Source organism: Coralloluteibacterium stylophorae (assembly GCF_018122625.2).
Lineage (GTDB): Bacteria > Pseudomonadota > Gammaproteobacteria > Xanthomonadales > Xanthomonadaceae > Coralloluteibacterium > Coralloluteibacterium stylophorae.
The window spans coordinates 128,021-144,803 of record NZ_JAGQFT020000007.1 but is presented as its reverse complement, the minus strand read 5'-3'; the positions used below and the strand labels follow the sequence as shown (position 1 = coordinate 144,803).

Annotated in this window: 14 protein-coding genes; 6 read left to right on the top strand and 8 right to left on the bottom strand. The window is 69.2% G+C overall.

Annotation, left to right across the window (positions count from 1 at the left end):
- Nucleotides 1-8: 8 nt before the first annotated feature.
- The 4 genes from KB893_RS11910 to KB893_RS11895 form a co-directional block, all read right to left on the bottom strand.
- On the bottom strand, nucleotides 9-491 hold the full coding sequence (locus KB893_RS11910; RefSeq protein WP_211926843.1) for a hypothetical protein: 483 nt from the start codon (nucleotides 489-491) through the stop codon (nucleotides 9-11).
- Nucleotides 488-778: a hypothetical protein gene (locus KB893_RS11905; RefSeq protein WP_211926844.1), complete on the bottom strand. Its 291-nt coding sequence runs from the start codon at nucleotides 776-778 to the stop codon at nucleotides 488-490. Before KB893_RS11905 ends, KB893_RS11910 begins: the two co-directional genes overlap by 4 nt.
- Nucleotides 779-836: 58 nt before the next feature.
- The gene (locus KB893_RS11900; protein ID WP_211926845.1) at nucleotides 837-1,199 is read right to left on the bottom strand and encodes a cyclic di-GMP-binding domain-containing protein, MshE-related; all 363 of its coding nucleotides are present in this window, start codon (nucleotides 1,197-1,199) and stop codon (nucleotides 837-839) included.
- Between the two features lie 61 nt (nucleotides 1,200-1,260).
- Nucleotides 1,261-2,055, bottom strand: coding sequence for an ABC transporter permease (locus KB893_RS11895; RefSeq protein ID WP_211926846.1), 795 nt, complete (start codon nucleotides 2,053-2,055; stop codon nucleotides 1,261-1,263).
- Nucleotides 2,056-2,325: 270 nt separating this feature from the next.
- Here KB893_RS11895 and KB893_RS11890 point away from each other — a divergent pair, with 270 nt between their 5' ends.
- The 6 genes from KB893_RS11890 to KB893_RS18410 all read left to right on the top strand — a co-directional run bounded on the left by KB893_RS11890 (nucleotide 2,326) and on the right by KB893_RS18410 (nucleotide 12,202).
- Nucleotides 2,326-3,819 carry a hypothetical protein gene (locus KB893_RS11890; RefSeq protein ID WP_211926847.1) on the top strand — a complete coding sequence of 498 codons (1,494 nt, stop codon included), beginning with the start codon at nucleotides 2,326-2,328 and terminating at the stop codon, nucleotides 3,817-3,819.
- 160 nt (nucleotides 3,820-3,979) lie between these two features.
- Nucleotides 3,980-5,242 carry an ABC transporter ATP-binding protein gene (locus KB893_RS11885; protein ID WP_211926848.1) on the top strand — a complete coding sequence of 421 codons (1,263 nt, stop codon included), beginning with the start codon at nucleotides 3,980-3,982 and terminating at the stop codon, nucleotides 5,240-5,242.
- Entirely contained in the window at nucleotides 5,239-6,180 is a 942-nt protein-coding gene (locus KB893_RS11880) for a glycosyltransferase family protein (protein WP_211926849.1), read from the top strand. The genes KB893_RS11885 and KB893_RS11880 overlap by 4 nt, the downstream gene beginning before the upstream one ends.
- Nucleotides 6,177-7,028, top strand: coding sequence for a hypothetical protein (locus KB893_RS11875; RefSeq protein WP_211926850.1), 852 nt, complete (start codon nucleotides 6,177-6,179; stop codon nucleotides 7,026-7,028). Before KB893_RS11880 ends, KB893_RS11875 begins: the two co-directional genes overlap by 4 nt.
- Nucleotides 7,025-7,804, top strand: a complete 780-nt coding sequence (locus tag KB893_RS11870; protein ID WP_211926851.1) for a sulfotransferase family protein — start codon at nucleotides 7,025-7,027, stop codon at nucleotides 7,802-7,804. The genes KB893_RS11875 and KB893_RS11870 overlap by 4 nt, the downstream gene beginning before the upstream one ends.
- A 198-nt stretch (nucleotides 7,805-8,002) precedes the next feature.
- The gene (locus KB893_RS18410) at nucleotides 8,003-12,202 is read left to right on the top strand and encodes a glycosyltransferase (RefSeq protein ID WP_246505618.1); all 4,200 of its coding nucleotides are present in this window, start codon (nucleotides 8,003-8,005) and stop codon (nucleotides 12,200-12,202) included.
- A gap of 24 nt (nucleotides 12,203-12,226) precedes the next feature.
- Here the strand turns inward: KB893_RS18410 and KB893_RS11860 are convergent, their stop codons facing one another.
- The 4 genes from KB893_RS11860 to KB893_RS11845 form a co-directional block, all read right to left on the bottom strand.
- Entirely contained in the window at nucleotides 12,227-13,591 is a 1,365-nt protein-coding gene (locus KB893_RS11860; RefSeq protein WP_211928116.1) for an ArnT family glycosyltransferase, read from the bottom strand.
- A complete protein-coding gene (locus KB893_RS11855) occupies nucleotides 13,566-14,213 on the bottom strand; it encodes a hypothetical protein (protein ID WP_211928117.1) in 648 nt (215 codons plus the stop codon). Before KB893_RS11855 ends, KB893_RS11860 begins: the two co-directional genes overlap by 26 nt.
- Before the next feature lie 31 nt (nucleotides 14,214-14,244).
- Nucleotides 14,245-15,744 (bottom strand): ArnT family glycosyltransferase, encoded by a 1,500-nt coding sequence (locus tag KB893_RS11850; protein ID WP_213173734.1) that lies wholly within the window; start codon nucleotides 15,742-15,744, stop codon nucleotides 14,245-14,247.
- Between the two features lie 72 nt (nucleotides 15,745-15,816).
- Nucleotides 15,817-16,776 (bottom strand): glycosyltransferase family 2 protein, encoded by a 960-nt coding sequence (locus KB893_RS11845; RefSeq protein ID WP_211928222.1) that lies wholly within the window; start codon nucleotides 16,774-16,776, stop codon nucleotides 15,817-15,819.
- Nucleotides 16,777-16,783 lie beyond the last annotated feature (7 nt).

The following is a 16,783-nucleotide window of genomic DNA, read 5'->3' as shown; positions in this document are numbered from 1 at the left end:
GGAAGGGGTCATCGTTCGCTGTCGTCTGCTGCGTTGGTGTGGCATGCGCCATCGCGTTCGGGTGCCGCCTGGTACAGGCGCCATCGGGTCTCGCAGCCGTCGGTGGTGACCACCACGGCTCCATCTTCGATCGAGGTGAGCTGCTCGCCGGAAGGCAGGACATCGCCCTCGCGCATCCGCGCAAGCCGACCCGCCATGTCGACGACGGCCACGGGAGCCGGATCGCGAACGATCGCAAGCAGCCGCCATTTCGTCTCCGTGGGCCCGACGTCCGCATCGTCGCTCCTGCGCGAACCGGTCCAGCGGATCGCGCGGCTGGTTGCGAGGAAGGCCTCGGCGTCGATCGCGGCGAGCACCTCGTCGCCAGGCAGCGTCCACGGCGCCTCATCCACGCCGCGGGCCGGTACTGCACGTCCCCCCGTGGTCCAGATGCCCGCGACGAACGACAGGACGCAGATGGCGACGAGGATGACAATGCTGCGTGTGCTCACGGCGGCGCTGCTCCGTCGGATGCGCGGATGCGATAGAGGGCGCTGAGGGTGATCGTGGCGTTGGGATTGAGGTCGCTGCGGATCTGTACTGCACGCACCACGACGAAATTGGCGCTGCCTTCGATCCGGCCGATGATCTGCAGCGCCCTGCGCGCATCGATGCCGCCGCTCAGCGTGGCCGAAATGCGGACCAGGCCCTCCATGCCATCGACATCGACGGGCGGCTCGGTCGCGATGCGGACGTCGGAGCCGTAGGCCTGCGTGATGTCCCGGAGCCAGCTCTGCACCGCGGCCTGCGCGAGACCGGGGGACTGCGCTCGATCCTGCGCCAGGACCCGGACGTGATCATGGTCGGGGGTCGCGCGCGGCGCACCACACCGCCTCGTCCTCGCGCCAGGGGATGGCCTGCTGGTCGAGCATCCAGTCCGGGTCGAGCCCCTCCACATCCGGCAGGCCCCACTCGCCGGGATCCACCGGGAGGTTCACCTCGCGGCCGAGCAGGGGCAGTTCGAGCTGTTCCGCCAGCGCGTCGAGGAGCTGGTTTTCCGACAGCGCGCCGATGCGGATCAGCAGGCTGCCGATCCGACCGCCCACGCGCGGCTGCAGCTCGAGCGCGCGCTCGAGGTCGGCCTCGCGGACCAGACCGCGGCCCAGCAGCAGGTCGCCCAGGCGCGGGGTCGGTTCGGGTGCGGGCAGGGGAGTGGCCATGGATGGCTTCAGCGCGGGCGGACCGCGATTGTGCCTGCTGTCGCGGCGGCGCGAGGCCGCGTCACAGCACGTCCGCGAAGCCCGGCCGCAGCCGGTCGAAGCAGCGCCAGCCGACGGCCACCGCCAGCCAGGCCACCACGGAATAGCCGATCAGGTCCGACCAGTCCGGCCACACGCCCAGCAGCACCGCCTGGCGCAGCGAGTCGACCGGGAAGCTGATGGGGTTCAGCACCACCACGTGCACCAGCGCGTCGGGCACCATCTCGCGCGGGAACAGCACGGTCGAGGTGAACAGGGCCAGCGTCATCAGCGCCGCGGCGATCTGGCCGAGATCGCGCACGTAGACTCCCAGCGCGGCGAAGGCCAGCGACAGTCCGAACAGCACGCCCAGGTAGGGCAGCAGGACCAGCGGCGCGGCGAGCGCGGACAGGTGCAGGCCGCTGCCCCAGATCGCGTTGGCCACGACCACCAGCGCCAGCCCGATGCCGCCGGTCACCAGCGCCCCGCCCAGCGGCACCCCGACCAGCACCGGCAGCGGAAACACCAGCTTGCGCACGAAGTTGGCGTTGCGCAGCAGCGCGGTCGGCGCCTGGCCCACGGTCTCCACCAGCATCGCGTGGACCAGCAGGCCGGCGAACAGGTTGAGCGCGAAGCCGAGCTTGTCGCCCTCCGCCAGTCCCGGCCAGCGCGCCTTGAACACCGCGCCGAAGACGAAGCCGTAGACGCCCAGCATGATCGCCGGCAGCAGCAGCGGCCAGAGCCGGCCCAGGAGGGTGCCGCGGTAGCGCACCGCCAGGTCCTGGCGGACCAGGGTGCGCCACAGCGCCAGGGCGTGGAGCGGAGCGGCGATCGACACGAGAGGCCTCGGCTCAGGGGGGGCTGCGCAGTCTAGCGGGCAGGACTGCCGAGCAGGAGGTGGGGGATGCCCCACGCAATTTCATCCCGCCTCGATTGACGGGGTAGTTAGCGCTGATTAATGCGCGCGCGGTAGCCCGTCTGGCGGGGCATGACGGGGGGCACCTCGACAGTCGACCGCTCTCCACCTCGTCCGCTCTGGTACCGGGGTGGCGGTGGCGGGCTGCTACTGCACGGACGTAACAACACCTCAATCTGGAGTTGAATCGACATGTCGAAGTTCAACAAGCGCACCGTCGCTCTGGCCGTGGCCGCGGCCCTGACGATGCCGACCGCCGCGATGGCGGCTTCCGCCGGTTACGCGGACGAGGTCAGCTACACCTACGCCAGCAACCTCTTCGGCGCGGCCGACGGCACCATCACCTCGCCTGCCGGCTTCACCCTCAGCACCCAGGCTGCCGACAACATCATCGGCCGTACCACCGGTTTCGGCGTCCGCCTGATCCTGCAGGATGGCGTGACCTTCGGTGAAGGCCTGGACGCTCCGGCCCCCGGCGCGGCTCTGACCGGTTACACCGTTCAGGGTCCGGTGAACGCCGCCCAGCAGTCGGTGGCTGTGTTCTCCGTCACCCCGGATCCCGAGGCGACCGAGCAGGACATCGGCATCGGCTCGCTCCTCGTGTGGGACGGAATCCCTCTCGCAAATCTCGACGGTCTCGAGGACGGCGGCAGCGCCTCGGTGGTGGTCGAGCTGTTCGACTCCAACACCGCACAGGTGATCCTGCGCACGACCGCCAGCGTTCTGGTCGATACGGTCGAGGGCACCACCATCTCGTTCGACGCGTCGGCGGGTGACGTCGCCAGCCGCATCAACGTCTCGCCCTGCGGCGAGGCTGGCCCGAACACGTCGTTCTCCGAGAATGGCGTCGTCGGCGAGTGCAACAGCCTGACCTTCAATGCCGGCGCGGTGACCTTCGGCATCACCCAGGTCGACGGCGAGCCGGTCCTGGCGCTGGGCTCCGGCGGCGCCAATGAGGTCGACGGCGAGTTCGTGTTCGCTGAGGGCGACACGTTCGAGGTGAGCGTCGAGGGTACCGACCTCAGCCCGTTCTCCGCCATCCTGGCGTCGGACGATGACTGCACCACCGAAGAGGCCGAAGGCGAGATCGATGGTCAGACCATCACCTTCAGCTCCGGCGCCTTCAGCCCGACCGGCGGTACCGGTTACGTCTGCCTCATCGCCGACGGCGAGACCCAGATCCAGGCGCAGGCGCTGTCGGCGATCGCGTCGATCGACTTCGCCGACGAGGACGTCATCGACCCGGCCTCCGAAACCGGCACGCTGCTGCCGCTGCGCTACAACGGCACGGTGCTCGAGTTCCAGAACGTCAACCCGGCTTCCAACCCGCGCGCCGAGTCGTTCGTCCGCTTCACCAACAACTCGAGCGTCGACTGCCCGGTGACCCTGGTCGGCCGCGACGATTCGGGTATGGCCGGTGATTCGTCGGTCGCCTTCACTCTGGCTCCGGGTGCTTCGCAGACGCTGAACTCGAACGACCTCGAGAACGGCTCCTCGAAGGCCACGGGTGCGTTCGGCGACGGCGCCGGCCGCTGGTACGTCACCGCGAACGCCGAGTGCGTGAACTTCGTCGGTTCGGCCCTGAACCGGAACCTCGAAGACGGCACGGTGACGAACCTGACCTCGGACAAGCGCGTCACGAACCAGGACCGCTACTTCGAGTACTTCTTCAACCAGCCGAACTAAGACCTCGCCCCAGTCGGCACCGGGTGATCTGGTGCCGGCTTGGTGAAGCTGTGTCCGAGCGGGCGGTCGCGAGACCGCCCGCTTTTTTCGCTCAGGCGGTGCTGCCTATGGCCTAGGTAGCGGTGGCATCATTGCGCCCCCCGCGCCCGAGTCCTGAGCCTTGCCCCCCGCGCTCCACGTCAACGCCGTCAGCAAGACCTATCGCCTGTGGGCGACGCCGGCGAGCCGGCTCTGGGTACCGTTCCTCTACCGCCTCGCGCATCTCGTCCGCGGGCTGCCGCCGCTGGCGCGCCGCCTGCAGGCCGCGGCCGCGGCCAGGCTGCACGTGCACGAGGCCCTGCACGGGGTGAGCTTCACCCTGCCGCGCGGCGAGGCGCTGGGCATCATCGGCCACAACGGCAGCGGCAAGAGCACCCTGCTGCAGATCGTCGCCGGCGTGCTGCAGCCGACCTCCGGCTCCGTCCACGTCGACGGCCGCGTCGCCGCGCTGCTGGAGCTGGGATCCGGCTTCAACCCCGAACTCACCGGCCGCGAGAACCTGCGCATCAACGCGGCCATCCTCGGCCTGACGTCGGCGCAGATCCGCGAGCGCGCCGACGACATCATCGCCTTCGCCGACATCGGCGACTTCATCGATGAGCCGGTCAAGGCCTACAGTTCGGGCATGGCCCTGCGCCTGGCCTTCGCGGTGCAGGTGCATACCGACCCCGACATCCTGATCGTCGACGAGGCGCTGGCGGTGGGCGATGCCGCCTTCCAGGCCAAGGCGATGACGCGCATCGACCAGATCCTCGCCCGCGGCACCACGCTGCTCTTCGTCGGCCACGACCTGAACGCGGTCAAGGCCTTCTGCCACCGCGCCATGCTGCTCGAGGCCGGCCGCGTGGTGATGGAAGGGCTGCCGGACGAGGTCATCACCGAGTACCTGCACCGCACCCACCAGCGCGCCCTCGCCGCGCAGCAGGATGCGCGCGCCGGGCGCCTGCGCCGCATCGAGGGCGGCTATGGGCTGGAGGATGCGTGCGTGGTCAAGGCCTCGCTCAATGGCGGCGCGCAGCACCTGGAGCTGCGCTACGGCGAGCGGATCGATGTCGCCTTCGAGGTCCGCCTGCCGCCAGAGGTGGCGCATCCCTGCCTGATCTTCGACGTGCTGGACGGCCGCGGCCTGCAGCTCGGCGGCCGCCGGATCGCGCTGCCGCGGGTTGCCGAGGCGCGCGTGCTGCCGGTCGCCATCTCGCTGGCGGCGACCTTCCAGCAGGGCGTGTACCGGGTGCGCACCCGCATCGTCGACGCGCCCAGCATCGAGACCAGTACGGTGCTGTCGCGCCAGGAGGACTGGCTTTCCTTCGACGTGATCGACGACAGCCGGGCGCGGTTCACCGGCCTGTTCCCGCTGCCGATGGACATCAAGGTCGGCGCGTGAGCGGGCCGCGTCTCTGGTTCCATCGCGACTTCGGCGGCTACACCGGAGGGCACGGCAAGGTCTCCGACTACTTCCGCCACGCGCTCGCGCTGGGGTGGGACGCCCGGGTCCATTTCGCGGCAGGCTCGCTGACGGGGCCGGAAAATCCCTGGCACGACGTGCCGGAGCGGATCGAGCCGGTATTCGCGCCGCAGCCGGGCGATGTCCTGTTCCTCGCGGGGCTGGACTGGCGGGCGGTGCCGCCGGACGCGTTGGATGCCTGCGAGGTGGTCAACCTCATCCAGCACGTCCGCCACGCGGAGCCGGCCGATCCGCGGTTCGCCTTCCTGTCGCGCCGCGCGACGCGCATCTGCGTCAGCGAGCCCGTCTTTGCCGCGCTCGTCGGGATCGGGCGCACGCAGGGGCCGCTATTCACCATCCCGGCTGCCGTCGATCTGGCCGAGGTCGCCGCATTCGCCAACCGCCATCGGCCGCCGACGGAAGGACGACGCATCTTCGTCGACGCGCTCAAGCAGCCCGATCTCGGCCGCGAGATCGCCAGAGCGCTGGCGCGGCAGGGCTGGAGGGTGGACCTTGTGGAGCGACGGGCCCGGCGCGATGCCTACCTGGTGCGGATGGCCGCTGCGGACCGGGCCATCCTTCTTCCGCACGCGGCGGAGGGCTTTTATCTACCGGGCCTGGAGGCACTGGCGATGCGGCGCCCGCTGGTGCTGCCGGCGTTCGCCGGCGCCGGTGCCTATGCGCGGCACGAGGAGACCTGCCTGATGCCCGCGATGGAGAGCGAAGCGATCGTCGTTGCGCTGGCGCGGCTGGACGACGAGGCCCTGCGCGAACGGCTGGTGGCACGTGGCGCCGAGGTGGCCGCCGGCTTCGATCTGCCGGAGGAGCGCGCCGCGTTCGCTGCCGTCCTCGAACAGGTCCGGGAGGGAGTGCGGTGAACCGGAACCTTGCGCTGACCGGTGTCCCGCGGGCCGGGACCACGCTGTGCTGCCGCCTGCTCGGCGAAGCGCCGGACTGCGTGGCGCTGTTCGAGCCCATGGATGTCCGCGCGCTGACGGCCGACGACCGGCCCGGTGCGCTGGCCGCGGTGGAGGACTTCTTCGCGCAGCAGCGCGCGTCCCTGCTCGCCACCGGACAGGCGCGCTCCCGCCACATCGGCGGCAGCGTGCCGGACAATCCGTTCGGCAGCGAGCGCGGTGCGGATGGCGTGCGGGTCCTGCAGGCGGTGGACGGCGAGATCAGCGCCGGCAAACGGTTGTCCCGGGGGTTCACCCTGGTCATCAAGCACAACGCGGCATTTACGGCCCTGCTTCCGGAGCTCGCCGAGCGCTTCGAGACGCTGGCGGTGGTGCGCAATCCGCTGTCGGTGCTGGCGTCCTGGAACTCCGTGGCCCTTCCCGTGGCATCCGGACGACTGCCTGCGGGAGAGCGCCTGGATCCCGGGCTGGCCGCCGACCTGGACGCGGAGCCCGACCTCCTGCGCAGGCAGCTGCGCCTCCTCGACTGGCTGTTCGGCCGCTTCCGCCGGCATCTTCCGGAGTCGCGCATCCTCCGTTACGAGGCCGTGGTCGAGAGCGGCGGCGCCGCGCTCGGCCAGGCCTGCGGCGTGGATCTCGTGCCGCGCCCTCTCCGACCGCGCAACGCGAGCCCGCTCTACGATCCTGCCGGGGTCGCCAGTCTCGCCCGAGCCCTCCGCAGCGACCATGGCGCCTGGCGCGACTTCTATCGCGAGAAGGACATCGCAGGTGTCGCCGCGGCCATGCGGGGCGGGGAAGGCGGCGGATGAGCGAGCCCCGGGTGCGCTTCGTCATCGGTGGCGTGCAGAAGGGCGGCACCACCGCGTTGGCGACCTATCTCTCGGCCCACCCCGGGGTGGCGCTGCCGGCGACGAAGGAAGCGCACGTCTTCGACATGCCCGACTTCGACGAGAGCCTGTCGCAGGCCGCCGTCGACCGCCTCTACGCGCCGCACTTCGCCGGCGCGCCGCGCGGCGCCCTGTGCGGCGACGCGACGCCGATCTACGTCTTCCATCGGCGGTTCCTGGATCGCATCGCGCGCTACAACCCGGCGATGCGCTGGATCGTGATCCTGCGGCATCCGGTGGAGCGTGCGGTGTCGCACTATCACATGGAGCGCGGGCGCGGCTGGGACCGGTGGCCGTTCTGGCCGGCGATGCTGCTGGAGCGTTGGCGCCTGCGCGGGCACGAGGACGATTTTTCCGAGGACTCGCCGCTGCGACGCTACAGCTACCGCGCGCGCGGCAGTTATGTGCGGCAGCTGGATGCGCTGCACGCGCTATTCCCGCGCGAGCAGGTGCTGGTGCTTCGGAACGAGGATCTGGCCTCGTCGCCGATCGCGATGCTCGACCAGGTCCATCGGTTCCTGAGGCTGCCCGCACATCCCCTGGAGGGTGCTCCGAGGCGCATCTTCGAAGGAGGGTATGCACCGATTTCGTCGGATTCGCTCGCATGGCGCATTCTCGCTGCCGGTTTCCGGGGAGAACTGGAGCAGCTGCGCCGCCGCTATGGGATCCGCTTCGACGGGACCGACTCCGGGGGCTGAACTCCGGCTGATATCCGCGACGCTCCGGGCGGCTTCAGCGTATCCGGGGGCCGGCCTGTTGCTGGGGGCCGGCTATACTTTTGCGCCCCGCTGTCACCCGTCGGTCATGATTCCGAACTCCGAGCATTCGCTGGCCCCCCGTCCACGCCAGCCCTTTCAGTCGGCGAGCCTGCGGCAGGCTCTCCCGGCGGACCTGCGATGACCGAGCCGAACGAGCCGAACGAGCAGGGACGGTCGAGTCCGGAGCATGGTGGCCCGCCCTCGCCTGCGATCGAGGCCGGAGCGCGGCGCCTCATCCTTGTCCTGGGCATGCACCGCAGCGGAACGTCCGCGCTGACCGGCGTGCTCGGCAAGACCGGCGTCGAACTCGGCGAGGAACTGCTGCCGCCGACGCAGGACAACCTGAAGGGCTTCTTCGAGAACCTGCGCGTCGTCGAGGCGCAGGAGCGGCTGTTCGAGGCGATGCAGCACGCCTGGCACGATCCGCGGCCGCTTCCCGCCGCGTGGCTGGTCTCGGAAGCGGCCGAGGAGGCGCGATCGCGCCTGGCGGCCGCAGTCGCGCACCTGTTCGACGCGACGCCGCTCGCCGCGGTCAAGGATCCGCGCAGCAGTCGCGTCGTGCCGCTGTGGCAGGAGGTCGCCCGGGACATCGGCGGCACGCTGGCACCGGTGCTCATGATCCGTCATCCGGGCGAGGTCGCCGCATCGCTGCAGCGCCGCGACGGGCTTTCGGCCGCGCGCGCGCACCTGCTCTGGATCCGCTACCTGCTCGATGCCGAGCGTGCCACGCGAGGCCCGGCCCGGGTGTTCATGGCCTATGCGACGCTGCTGGAAGACTGGCGCGGCGAACTCCGGCGCCTGGCCGCGAGCTTCGATCTGGCGCTTGCGCCTTCGCAGGAGCAGGCGGGTGAGATCGATCGTTTCCTCGATGCCGGCCTGCGCAATCACAGGGCAGCCGGGGACATCGATGCCGACTCGGCCTTCGGCTCCCTTGCGATGGAGCTGTACCGCCTGACGCTGCGCTGCGCGGCGGGCGCGACGGTCGAGGACGCGGCGTTCGACGCCCTCGCCGAGCGCGTGGACGCGGCCGCCTCCCTCTACCTCGATGCGATCGGCGACAGCGTGCGCCTGGAGCTGCCCCTGCGGATCGAAGCCGAGCGTCGGCAGCTCGGCCTCGACCGGGCGAGCGTCGAGATGTCGCGCCAGCTCGTCGCGTTGCGCGAGCTGTGGAGCGGGGCGGCGCTGGCGCCCTTGCCGGGCGAGTCCAAGCTCTACTTCCGGACCGCGGAGGCGGCTTACGTCGAAGCGCGGGCCGTGGTGACCATGCCGGAGCACGAGGAAGGCATGCTCGTCGCCGATTTCGAGCTGCCGGCGGACGCGCGCGCATCCTTCCTGCGCATCGATCCGGAGGATGCGCCAGGCGTCTTCGCGGTGGAGGCGCTGGAGATCGACGGGCAGGTGGTCGATCTGGCGCATGCGGTAACGCACGCCAGCGAGATACCGCTGCCGCCTGGAGAACGCGCGCCCGTGCGTCTGGCGGCCGCGGGGCATGACCCCTTCTTCGAGGTGGATCTCGCGCGTACCGAAGCCGGGATACTGCGCGGCCCGGTGCGGGTGTCGATGCGGTTCCGGAAGGAGTCGATCGCGTCGCAGGTGGTCGGACAGCTGCAGGAACGGCTGTCCGACGTGCAGCGGAGACATGCGGGTGCGGTCGTCGACGGGCTCAACGATCTCGGTGCGGCGCTCGGCCACCTTCGCTCGGCGTTCGATGCCGGACAGGCCGCCGTCGGCTCATCCATCGCCGATGTCGCCGCAGCACAGCAGCAGGCCTTCGCCCGCAACGGAGAGACGACGGCTGCCGGCATCGCGCACTTGGGCGCGCTGATGGCGCAGGGCCAGGCGGCGGTGGGCGCTGCGATCGCCGACGCGGTGGCCGTCCAGCAGCAGGCCATTGCGCGCGTCGATCAGTCTTCAGGCGCGGGGCTGGAGCACCTGCGCGCATTGCTCCATGGCCGCGAGATCGCCCTGCATGCGCGCCTGGATGCGCACGAACGGAGCGTGGCGCAGCTGGCGGCGCAGCAGGCCCTCCTCCTGCAGTGGGCGCGTCGGCGTTCGCCTGGGTATTGGCTCGGCCGCCTGCTCGGTCGCCCCGGCAGCGGAGCGCGGTCCGCATCGGCGGTCGAGGTATCCCCTCTCGCCAACCTGGACTGCAGCGGCGCCGGGGTCTGGAGCGCCACCAGCGACGATCCGCAGTTCCTGCTCTCGCAGGGAGCGGCGTTCGAAGGCGGCTGGTATCTGTTCGAAGCCGACTTCGACTGCATCGAGGGAGAGGTCCTTTCGCCCTGCCTCTATCCCGACTACGGCTCAGGCATCTCCGAGCTGGAGCGCGTCTTCCTGCCGGCGCCGGATGCGCGCGGGCGCCTCCGTGCGATCGTCCGGCTCAAGTTTGCCGCGGCGCATCTGCGCTTCGATCCCAGTGTCATCCCGCTGCGCTTCCGTCTGCAGGGTGTCGCGCTGCGCAGGATCGGTCGCGCCGACGCGCTGCTGCGGATGGCGCTGTGGGCGGCCGGTCCGGAGCGGACCTGGCGACGCTCCGCGGGCATCCTGCGCGCCTTTGCGACCGAAGCCGCGGCGGGACGCTTGCGCCAGGGCGGCGAACTGGCCTACGCCCGCTACGTGCAGGCGCGGCAGCCGGCGGCGGACGACTACGGCGCCTGGGTGCGAAGCTACGACACCCTGCGGCCCGCTGACCTCGAAGCGGCGCGCACGCAGCTCGCCCAGCTCGAACGCACGCCGCTCGTCTCGATCCTGCTGCCGGTCTACCAGACGCCCGAGAAGTGGCTGCGCCGCTGCCTCGACAGCGTGCTCGAGCAGGTCTATCCGCACTGGGAGCTGTGCATCGCCGATGACGCCTCTCCGTCCCGACACGTGAGGCGGGTGCTCGAGGAGTACGCGTCGCGCGACCGGCGCATCCGGGTGCAGGTGCGCAGCAGCAACGGCCACATCTCCGAGGCGTCCAACACGGCGCTGGAGATGGCGAAGGGAGACTACATCGCGCTGCTCGACCACGACGACGAGCTGCGGCCGCACTCGCTGCTGGAGATGGTCAAGGCGATCGACGCGCATCCGGAGTGGCGGCTGCTGTACTCGGACGAGGACAAGATCGACGAGAAGGGCCGACGCTTCGCGCCCTACTTCAAACCGGACTGGAACTACGAGCTGTTCCTGTCGCAGAACTGCATCTGCCACCTGGGCGTGTACGAGACGGCGCTGGTGCGCGGGGTGGGCGGCTTCCGCAGGGGCTTCGAGGGCAGCCAGGACTGGGATCTGGCGCTGCGCTGCGTCGAGCGGCTGGCGCCGCACGAGATCGGCCACGTCTCCAAGGTCCTGTACCACTGGCGCGCGATCCAGGGCTCCACGGCGATGGGCGTTGACCAGAAGGACTATGCCGGCCATGCGGGGCTGCGGGCGGTGGACGAGCACCTGCAGCGGCGCGGGCAGCGGGCGCGGATCGAGATCAATCCCCACGGTCACCTCAACGTGCATCGCGAGGCGGTCGGACCGCTGCCACGGGTGAGCCTGATCATCCCGACGCGCGACAAGGTCGAGCTGCTGCGCATGAGTGTCGGCAGCATCCTGGCCAAGACCGACTATCCGGATCTCGAGATCATCGTCGTCGACAACCAGTCGGCGGAGCAGGCGACGCTGGATTATTTCGCCGAGCTGGAGGCGGACGGGCGCGTCCGTGTCGTCCGTTACGATGCTCCGTTCAACTATTCCGCCATCAACAACCACGCCGCGCGGCATGCGACGGGCGCCATCGTGGGGCTGGTGAACAACGACATCGAGGTGATCGAGGGCAGCTGGCTGCGCACGATGGTCGCGCAGGCGGTGCGTCCGGAGATCGGGGCGGTCGGGGCGATGCTGTACTACCCCGACGACACCATCCAGCATGCAGGCGTGGTGCTCGGCATGGGCGGCGTAGCCGGGCACGTCTACACCACCCAGCCCCGCGGTAGCCATGGCCAGTGCGGTCGTGCGCTGCTGGCGCAGGAGATGTCGGCCGTCACCGCGGCATGCCTGGTGGTGCGGCGCGAGGTGTTCGAGGAAGTCGGCGGGCTCGACGAGACGCTCTCGGTGGCCTTCAACGACATCGACTTCTGCCTGCGCATCCGCGTGGCCGGCTACCGCAACCTGTGGACGCCTTACGCCGAGCTTTACCACCACGAGTCGGCATCGCGGGGCTACGAGGACACGCCGGAAAAGCAGGCGCGCTTCCGCGGCGAGGTCGAGCGGATGCGCGAGCGCTGGGGCGAGGTGCTGGTCAACGATCCCTGCTACAACCCGAACCTGACCCTGACCGGCGCTGCGTTCGACCTCGCCTTCCCGCCGCGCTGAGGACGTTCCGCATCGGGATGGCCGTCAGCGCCGCTCGTAGCGCTGGATGTGCTCGCGCGTCGCAAGATTGGGAATGGAAGTGACCAGGATCACCGCGCAGCAGGCGAACACGAAGAACAGCGCCCGGGTCAGGTGCGGCCGCGCGCCCGCGAACGCGAACAGGAACACCGCGGGTACCAGGAAGCTGTAGTAGCGCGGCTGCAGGCCCGCCATCGCGCCATGGCTCACATGGGCCTGCCACGTGTACGCGAGGTGCGCGAGCACCGTGATCAGCAGGGCGAGACCGAACGCGAGCTGCGTGGACGTCAACGGGCCGAAGGCTTTCCTGGCGATGAGACGGGCGACCACGACATTGAGCACCGGCATCAGGAGCATCAGGTAGAAGATGTACTTGAAGCTGTCCTTCAGGGGCTCCAGGCTCTTGTGGGCCAGGATCACCGGCAGCCGCTTGACGATGATGACGACGAAGCGCCAGACGAAGTGCGCAAAATCGTAGTGACTCTCGGGCGGAGGCCGGTTCGCATAGAGGGCGGCCGTCTTCGGGAAGAACGACCCGTATGCGAACAGCGCGTACAGGTAATAGCTGGCGACGAGGGCGATCGCTACGCCCGCCGGGACGAAAAAGGCAGGCTTCTTCAGATGGTTGCGGCCACGCGCCCCCTCGAGCAGCAGCCATGCGCATGCGAAGGCCGCCAGGAACAGCCCAACCGTGCCCTTCGTCAGCAGGCCCACCGCCATGCCGGTGCAGGCGATCGCATAGGCCAAGCGGCTGGGTCGGGACGGGTCGATCATGACCAGGCCGTAGACGAAGACGGCGACCGCGAGGTAGGCGAGACTGTCGTTGTTGATGCTGCCGGCCAGGTAGGGAAGCATCGGCACGGCGGCGCTCGCGCCCACCAGCACGGCCGCCCACAGGGGCGGGAAGCCGAGGCGCAGCGCGATGAGTGCCCAGAAGAGGACGCCCATCGAGACCATCAGCGCGCTGATCTCGCGGAACTTCCTGTAGTCGCGTTCCGCATCCCAGTCGAGCGCGCGCCCCACGAGGCCGCCGATGGAGTAGTACAGCGGCGGATGGCCCATGTAGTTGCCCCGCCCGTCGCGGATGATCTTCGACGCACGGTAGTCGGGGATCGTCCGGCCCTCGTTCGCGATCTCCTGCAGATAGGTCAAGTGGGGAAGTTCTTCCGGCGGCTCGTTGAGTCGGGTCCCGTAGATGTAGACGTGCGCGCAGCTGTAGAACATCAGGGCAAGCACGAAGGCGAAGCCCAGCCTCCCGAGACGGCTGTCGGAGATGGCTTGCGATAGGTGATCCATGGTCATCCGGTCGATGGCTTGCGCTGCAGATGCGCCGGTGAGCAGGCGGTCATGCGGCTGTAGGGCCGCCGGCATCGCGGACCCGGCGGGATGCGGCCATCAGGATCGTGATCCCGGCAATGAGGCCACTCAGGAGGCTGTAGAGGACGAAGCCACCCGAGGAGGCATCGATCGCCCGGCCGAGCGTGTTGACGGCGCCATTCTCGAGGCGGAGGCGCACCGCGTATCCCTGGGCGCCAAGGGGGCCGTCCAGTCGACCTAGGCGATCGTCCTTGGTCATCCAGACGGTGGGGGAATCTCCGGTGCCGCCCGAACGCGAGGTGATCGTCAGGCGCCCTCCGTGTGCGACGCCGCCTGCATCGGGGCAGAAGGGGCGGAAGCTGTTGTCATCCAGCTCCGATGAATCGACGAGCCAGGTGCTGCGGCGGCCACGCGCGTTCTCGAATGCAACCTCGAGCATCGCGCTGTTCCTGCGGCCGTGGGTGGCGAACAGGATCGAGATGCAGTCGTCCGCTCCAGCACCGGGACTTCCACGCTCCATGGGTGGGATCACCTGCGACATGCGGACGCCGCGGCTGAGGTTGGGGTGGGGGCGCACGTCGATCTGCGCCGATGCGCTTCCACGTCCGCTGGACATGAATCGCGGCACGGCGAGCATGCCGACTGCAATGGCGCAGGTCGCAACGAGGATCAGCATTCCGCGCAGCAGGCGCGCCAGACGGGATCGCTCAGACCACATAGAACTGCCCCACGACGTAGTAGAGATACCCGCCTGAGGCGAGCAGGAGCAGCAGGGCGACCGCGACCGCCGCCTTGTCGAGCCGCCGGGGCATTTCCATGGCCAGGACCAGAAGGGCGAAGGGAAGGACCGGATAGAAGTAGCGTCCATGCGTCGCGCGCATCTGGCCGTTGAAGATGGACCAGAGTTTGACGACGAACACCAGCGAGAAGAACACGAAGGTCGCCGCCGCCAGCAGCTGCAGGTATCGCGGCGCGTGGTCTGCCGCAAGGGCAGGGAGATTGCGCACGACCTGCAGCAGGAAGACCCCGAGGATCGCGATGCACAGCATGGGGACGTACGACGCGGGGTGCGCCAGTACCGCGAACCAGACCGCCCCGGCCAGCAATCCCAGCGGGATCATGTCCCGGGTCTCGATGCGCCGCGGAAATTCGGCGTTTCCGCGCGAGATCGAGAGCACCAGCGCGGTTACCAGAGGAATCGAGAACAGCTTGAGCGCGTTTACCGACATCTGGAACCAGCTGTTGCCGGTGGCGCCGCGTCCCTGCCAGCCGAACAGGCCGTAGAAATTGATGAGCGTGTGCTGCCAGACCGGGTGGGTCGAAACGTAGGTCCAGAAGCCTTCCACCGGGACTTCGGGGCCGGGTGGCGTCAGCATCCGGACATCGGGGAAGGCCACGCCATAACGAAACAGGTTGAATCCGCTCCACAGTGCGGGCAGGACCCCGAATGCCAGTGCCGTTCCGGCGAGCGCCGTCAGACGTCTGCGGAAGGGCCATGGCCGCCGCAGGATCCAGTAGCAGGTGCCGGCGCAGATCGCGACCAGCACGACCAGGCCCGTGGCCTTGACCAGCGCGCATGCGCCCATCGCGAATCCTGCAGCGCATGCCCAGGCGAGCTTCCCGCGCTGCAGGAAGCGCACCAGGAACAGCAGTGCGAGCGCGCTGAAGAACAGCGTCGCCGAGTCGTGGGAGACGCCACTGGCCATGTGCCAGTACATCGGCGTCGCGGCGAGGGCCAGACCGGTGGCGATGGCGAGCAGCGGGCGGCATGTCGCTTCCGCGAGTGCCAGGATCAGGGCGACGATCGCGCAGGCGGAGAACGCCGCGGTGGTCAAGCGGGTGGCACGGACCCGGTCCTCGAACCCCAGGCCCGCCGCACGTGCGCCGCTGTAGACGGCGGCCGCGACCATGTAGTAAAGCGGCGGGTGCTGGGCGATCCAGTTTCGCTGCTGACGCGACTGGAGATCGGGTCTCCACGAGTCCAGAACCTCCGCATCGATCTGGCTCGGACCCAGCTCGGGCAGATCGCCCTTCGACAGGTCGATGACATAGGACATGTGCCCGACTTCATCCGGCGTGTCCCAGAGCGGCGTTATCGCAATGCCGATCGCGGCGAACTGAAGGAACAGCGCGCATGCGAGGAACAGCAGATAGCTGCCGAGACGCCGACGTCCCCGATCTGCATTGGCCGCAACATCCTGGCTCATCGTCGCCCTTTCTGAATCGAGTCAATCCGCGCGGGGCGGTTCCCACCGTTCGAGCCTGCGTCGAGCCCGGCTTCAGCGGGCTTCGTTGCGGCCCTCGCCGAGCGCAGCCTGCAGCGCACGCAGATGGATGCGCTCCATCAGCTTGCGATTGGTGGCGATGATGTCGGCGAGCAGGCCGCACATCACCGCCAGCGCGGCGAGGGTGAGCGCCAGCGACGACAGGATCAGCGACTGGATGTGGCCGCTGCCGTCGCCGCTGAGATAGAAGTACAGGAACCTGAGGCCGATCAGCAGCCCGGGCACGCCGAGCAGCACTGCGATCCAGAAGAACACGAACAGCGGGCGATAGGTCACGAACACGCGGAAGATCGTGACCAGCGAGCGCCGGACGTAGCTCGAGATGCTCTTCACCAGACGCGACGGGCGGAGGTCGCCGTTGGTGCGCACCGGCACCGACGCGACGCGCAGGTTGCTCTGGCCGGCCTGGATGATGGTCTCGAGCGTGTAGGTGTACGGATTGAAGACATGCAGGCGCATCGCGGCTTCGCGCGAGATGGCGCGGAAACCGCTGGGCGCGTCGGCGACGTCGGTCTTGCTCGCCATGCGCACGGCCCAGCTGCCGAGCCGCTGCAGCTTCTTCTTGATGAAGGAGAAGTGCTCGGTGTCGTCGATCGGGCGCGCGCCGATGACCATGTCGGCCTGTCCGGCCACCACCGGCGCGGTCAGCAGGGGGATGTCGTCGGCCTGGTACTGGTTGTCGGCATCGGTGTTGACGATGACGTCCGCCCCCAGCCGCAGGCAGGCGTCCATTCCGGTCATGAAGGCCGTCGCCAGCCCGCGGTTGACGGTGTGGCGGACCACGTGGTCTACCCCCAGCTCCTTGGCGAGCTCGGCCGTCCCGTCGCTCGAACCGTCGTCGATCACGAGCCACTCGACCGTGTCGAAGCCGGGAACCTCGCGCGGCAGCGCGTCGAGCGTGACGCCGAGGGTGGCCGCTTCGTTGAGGCAGGGAATCTGGATGATCAGTTTCATTGCAGTC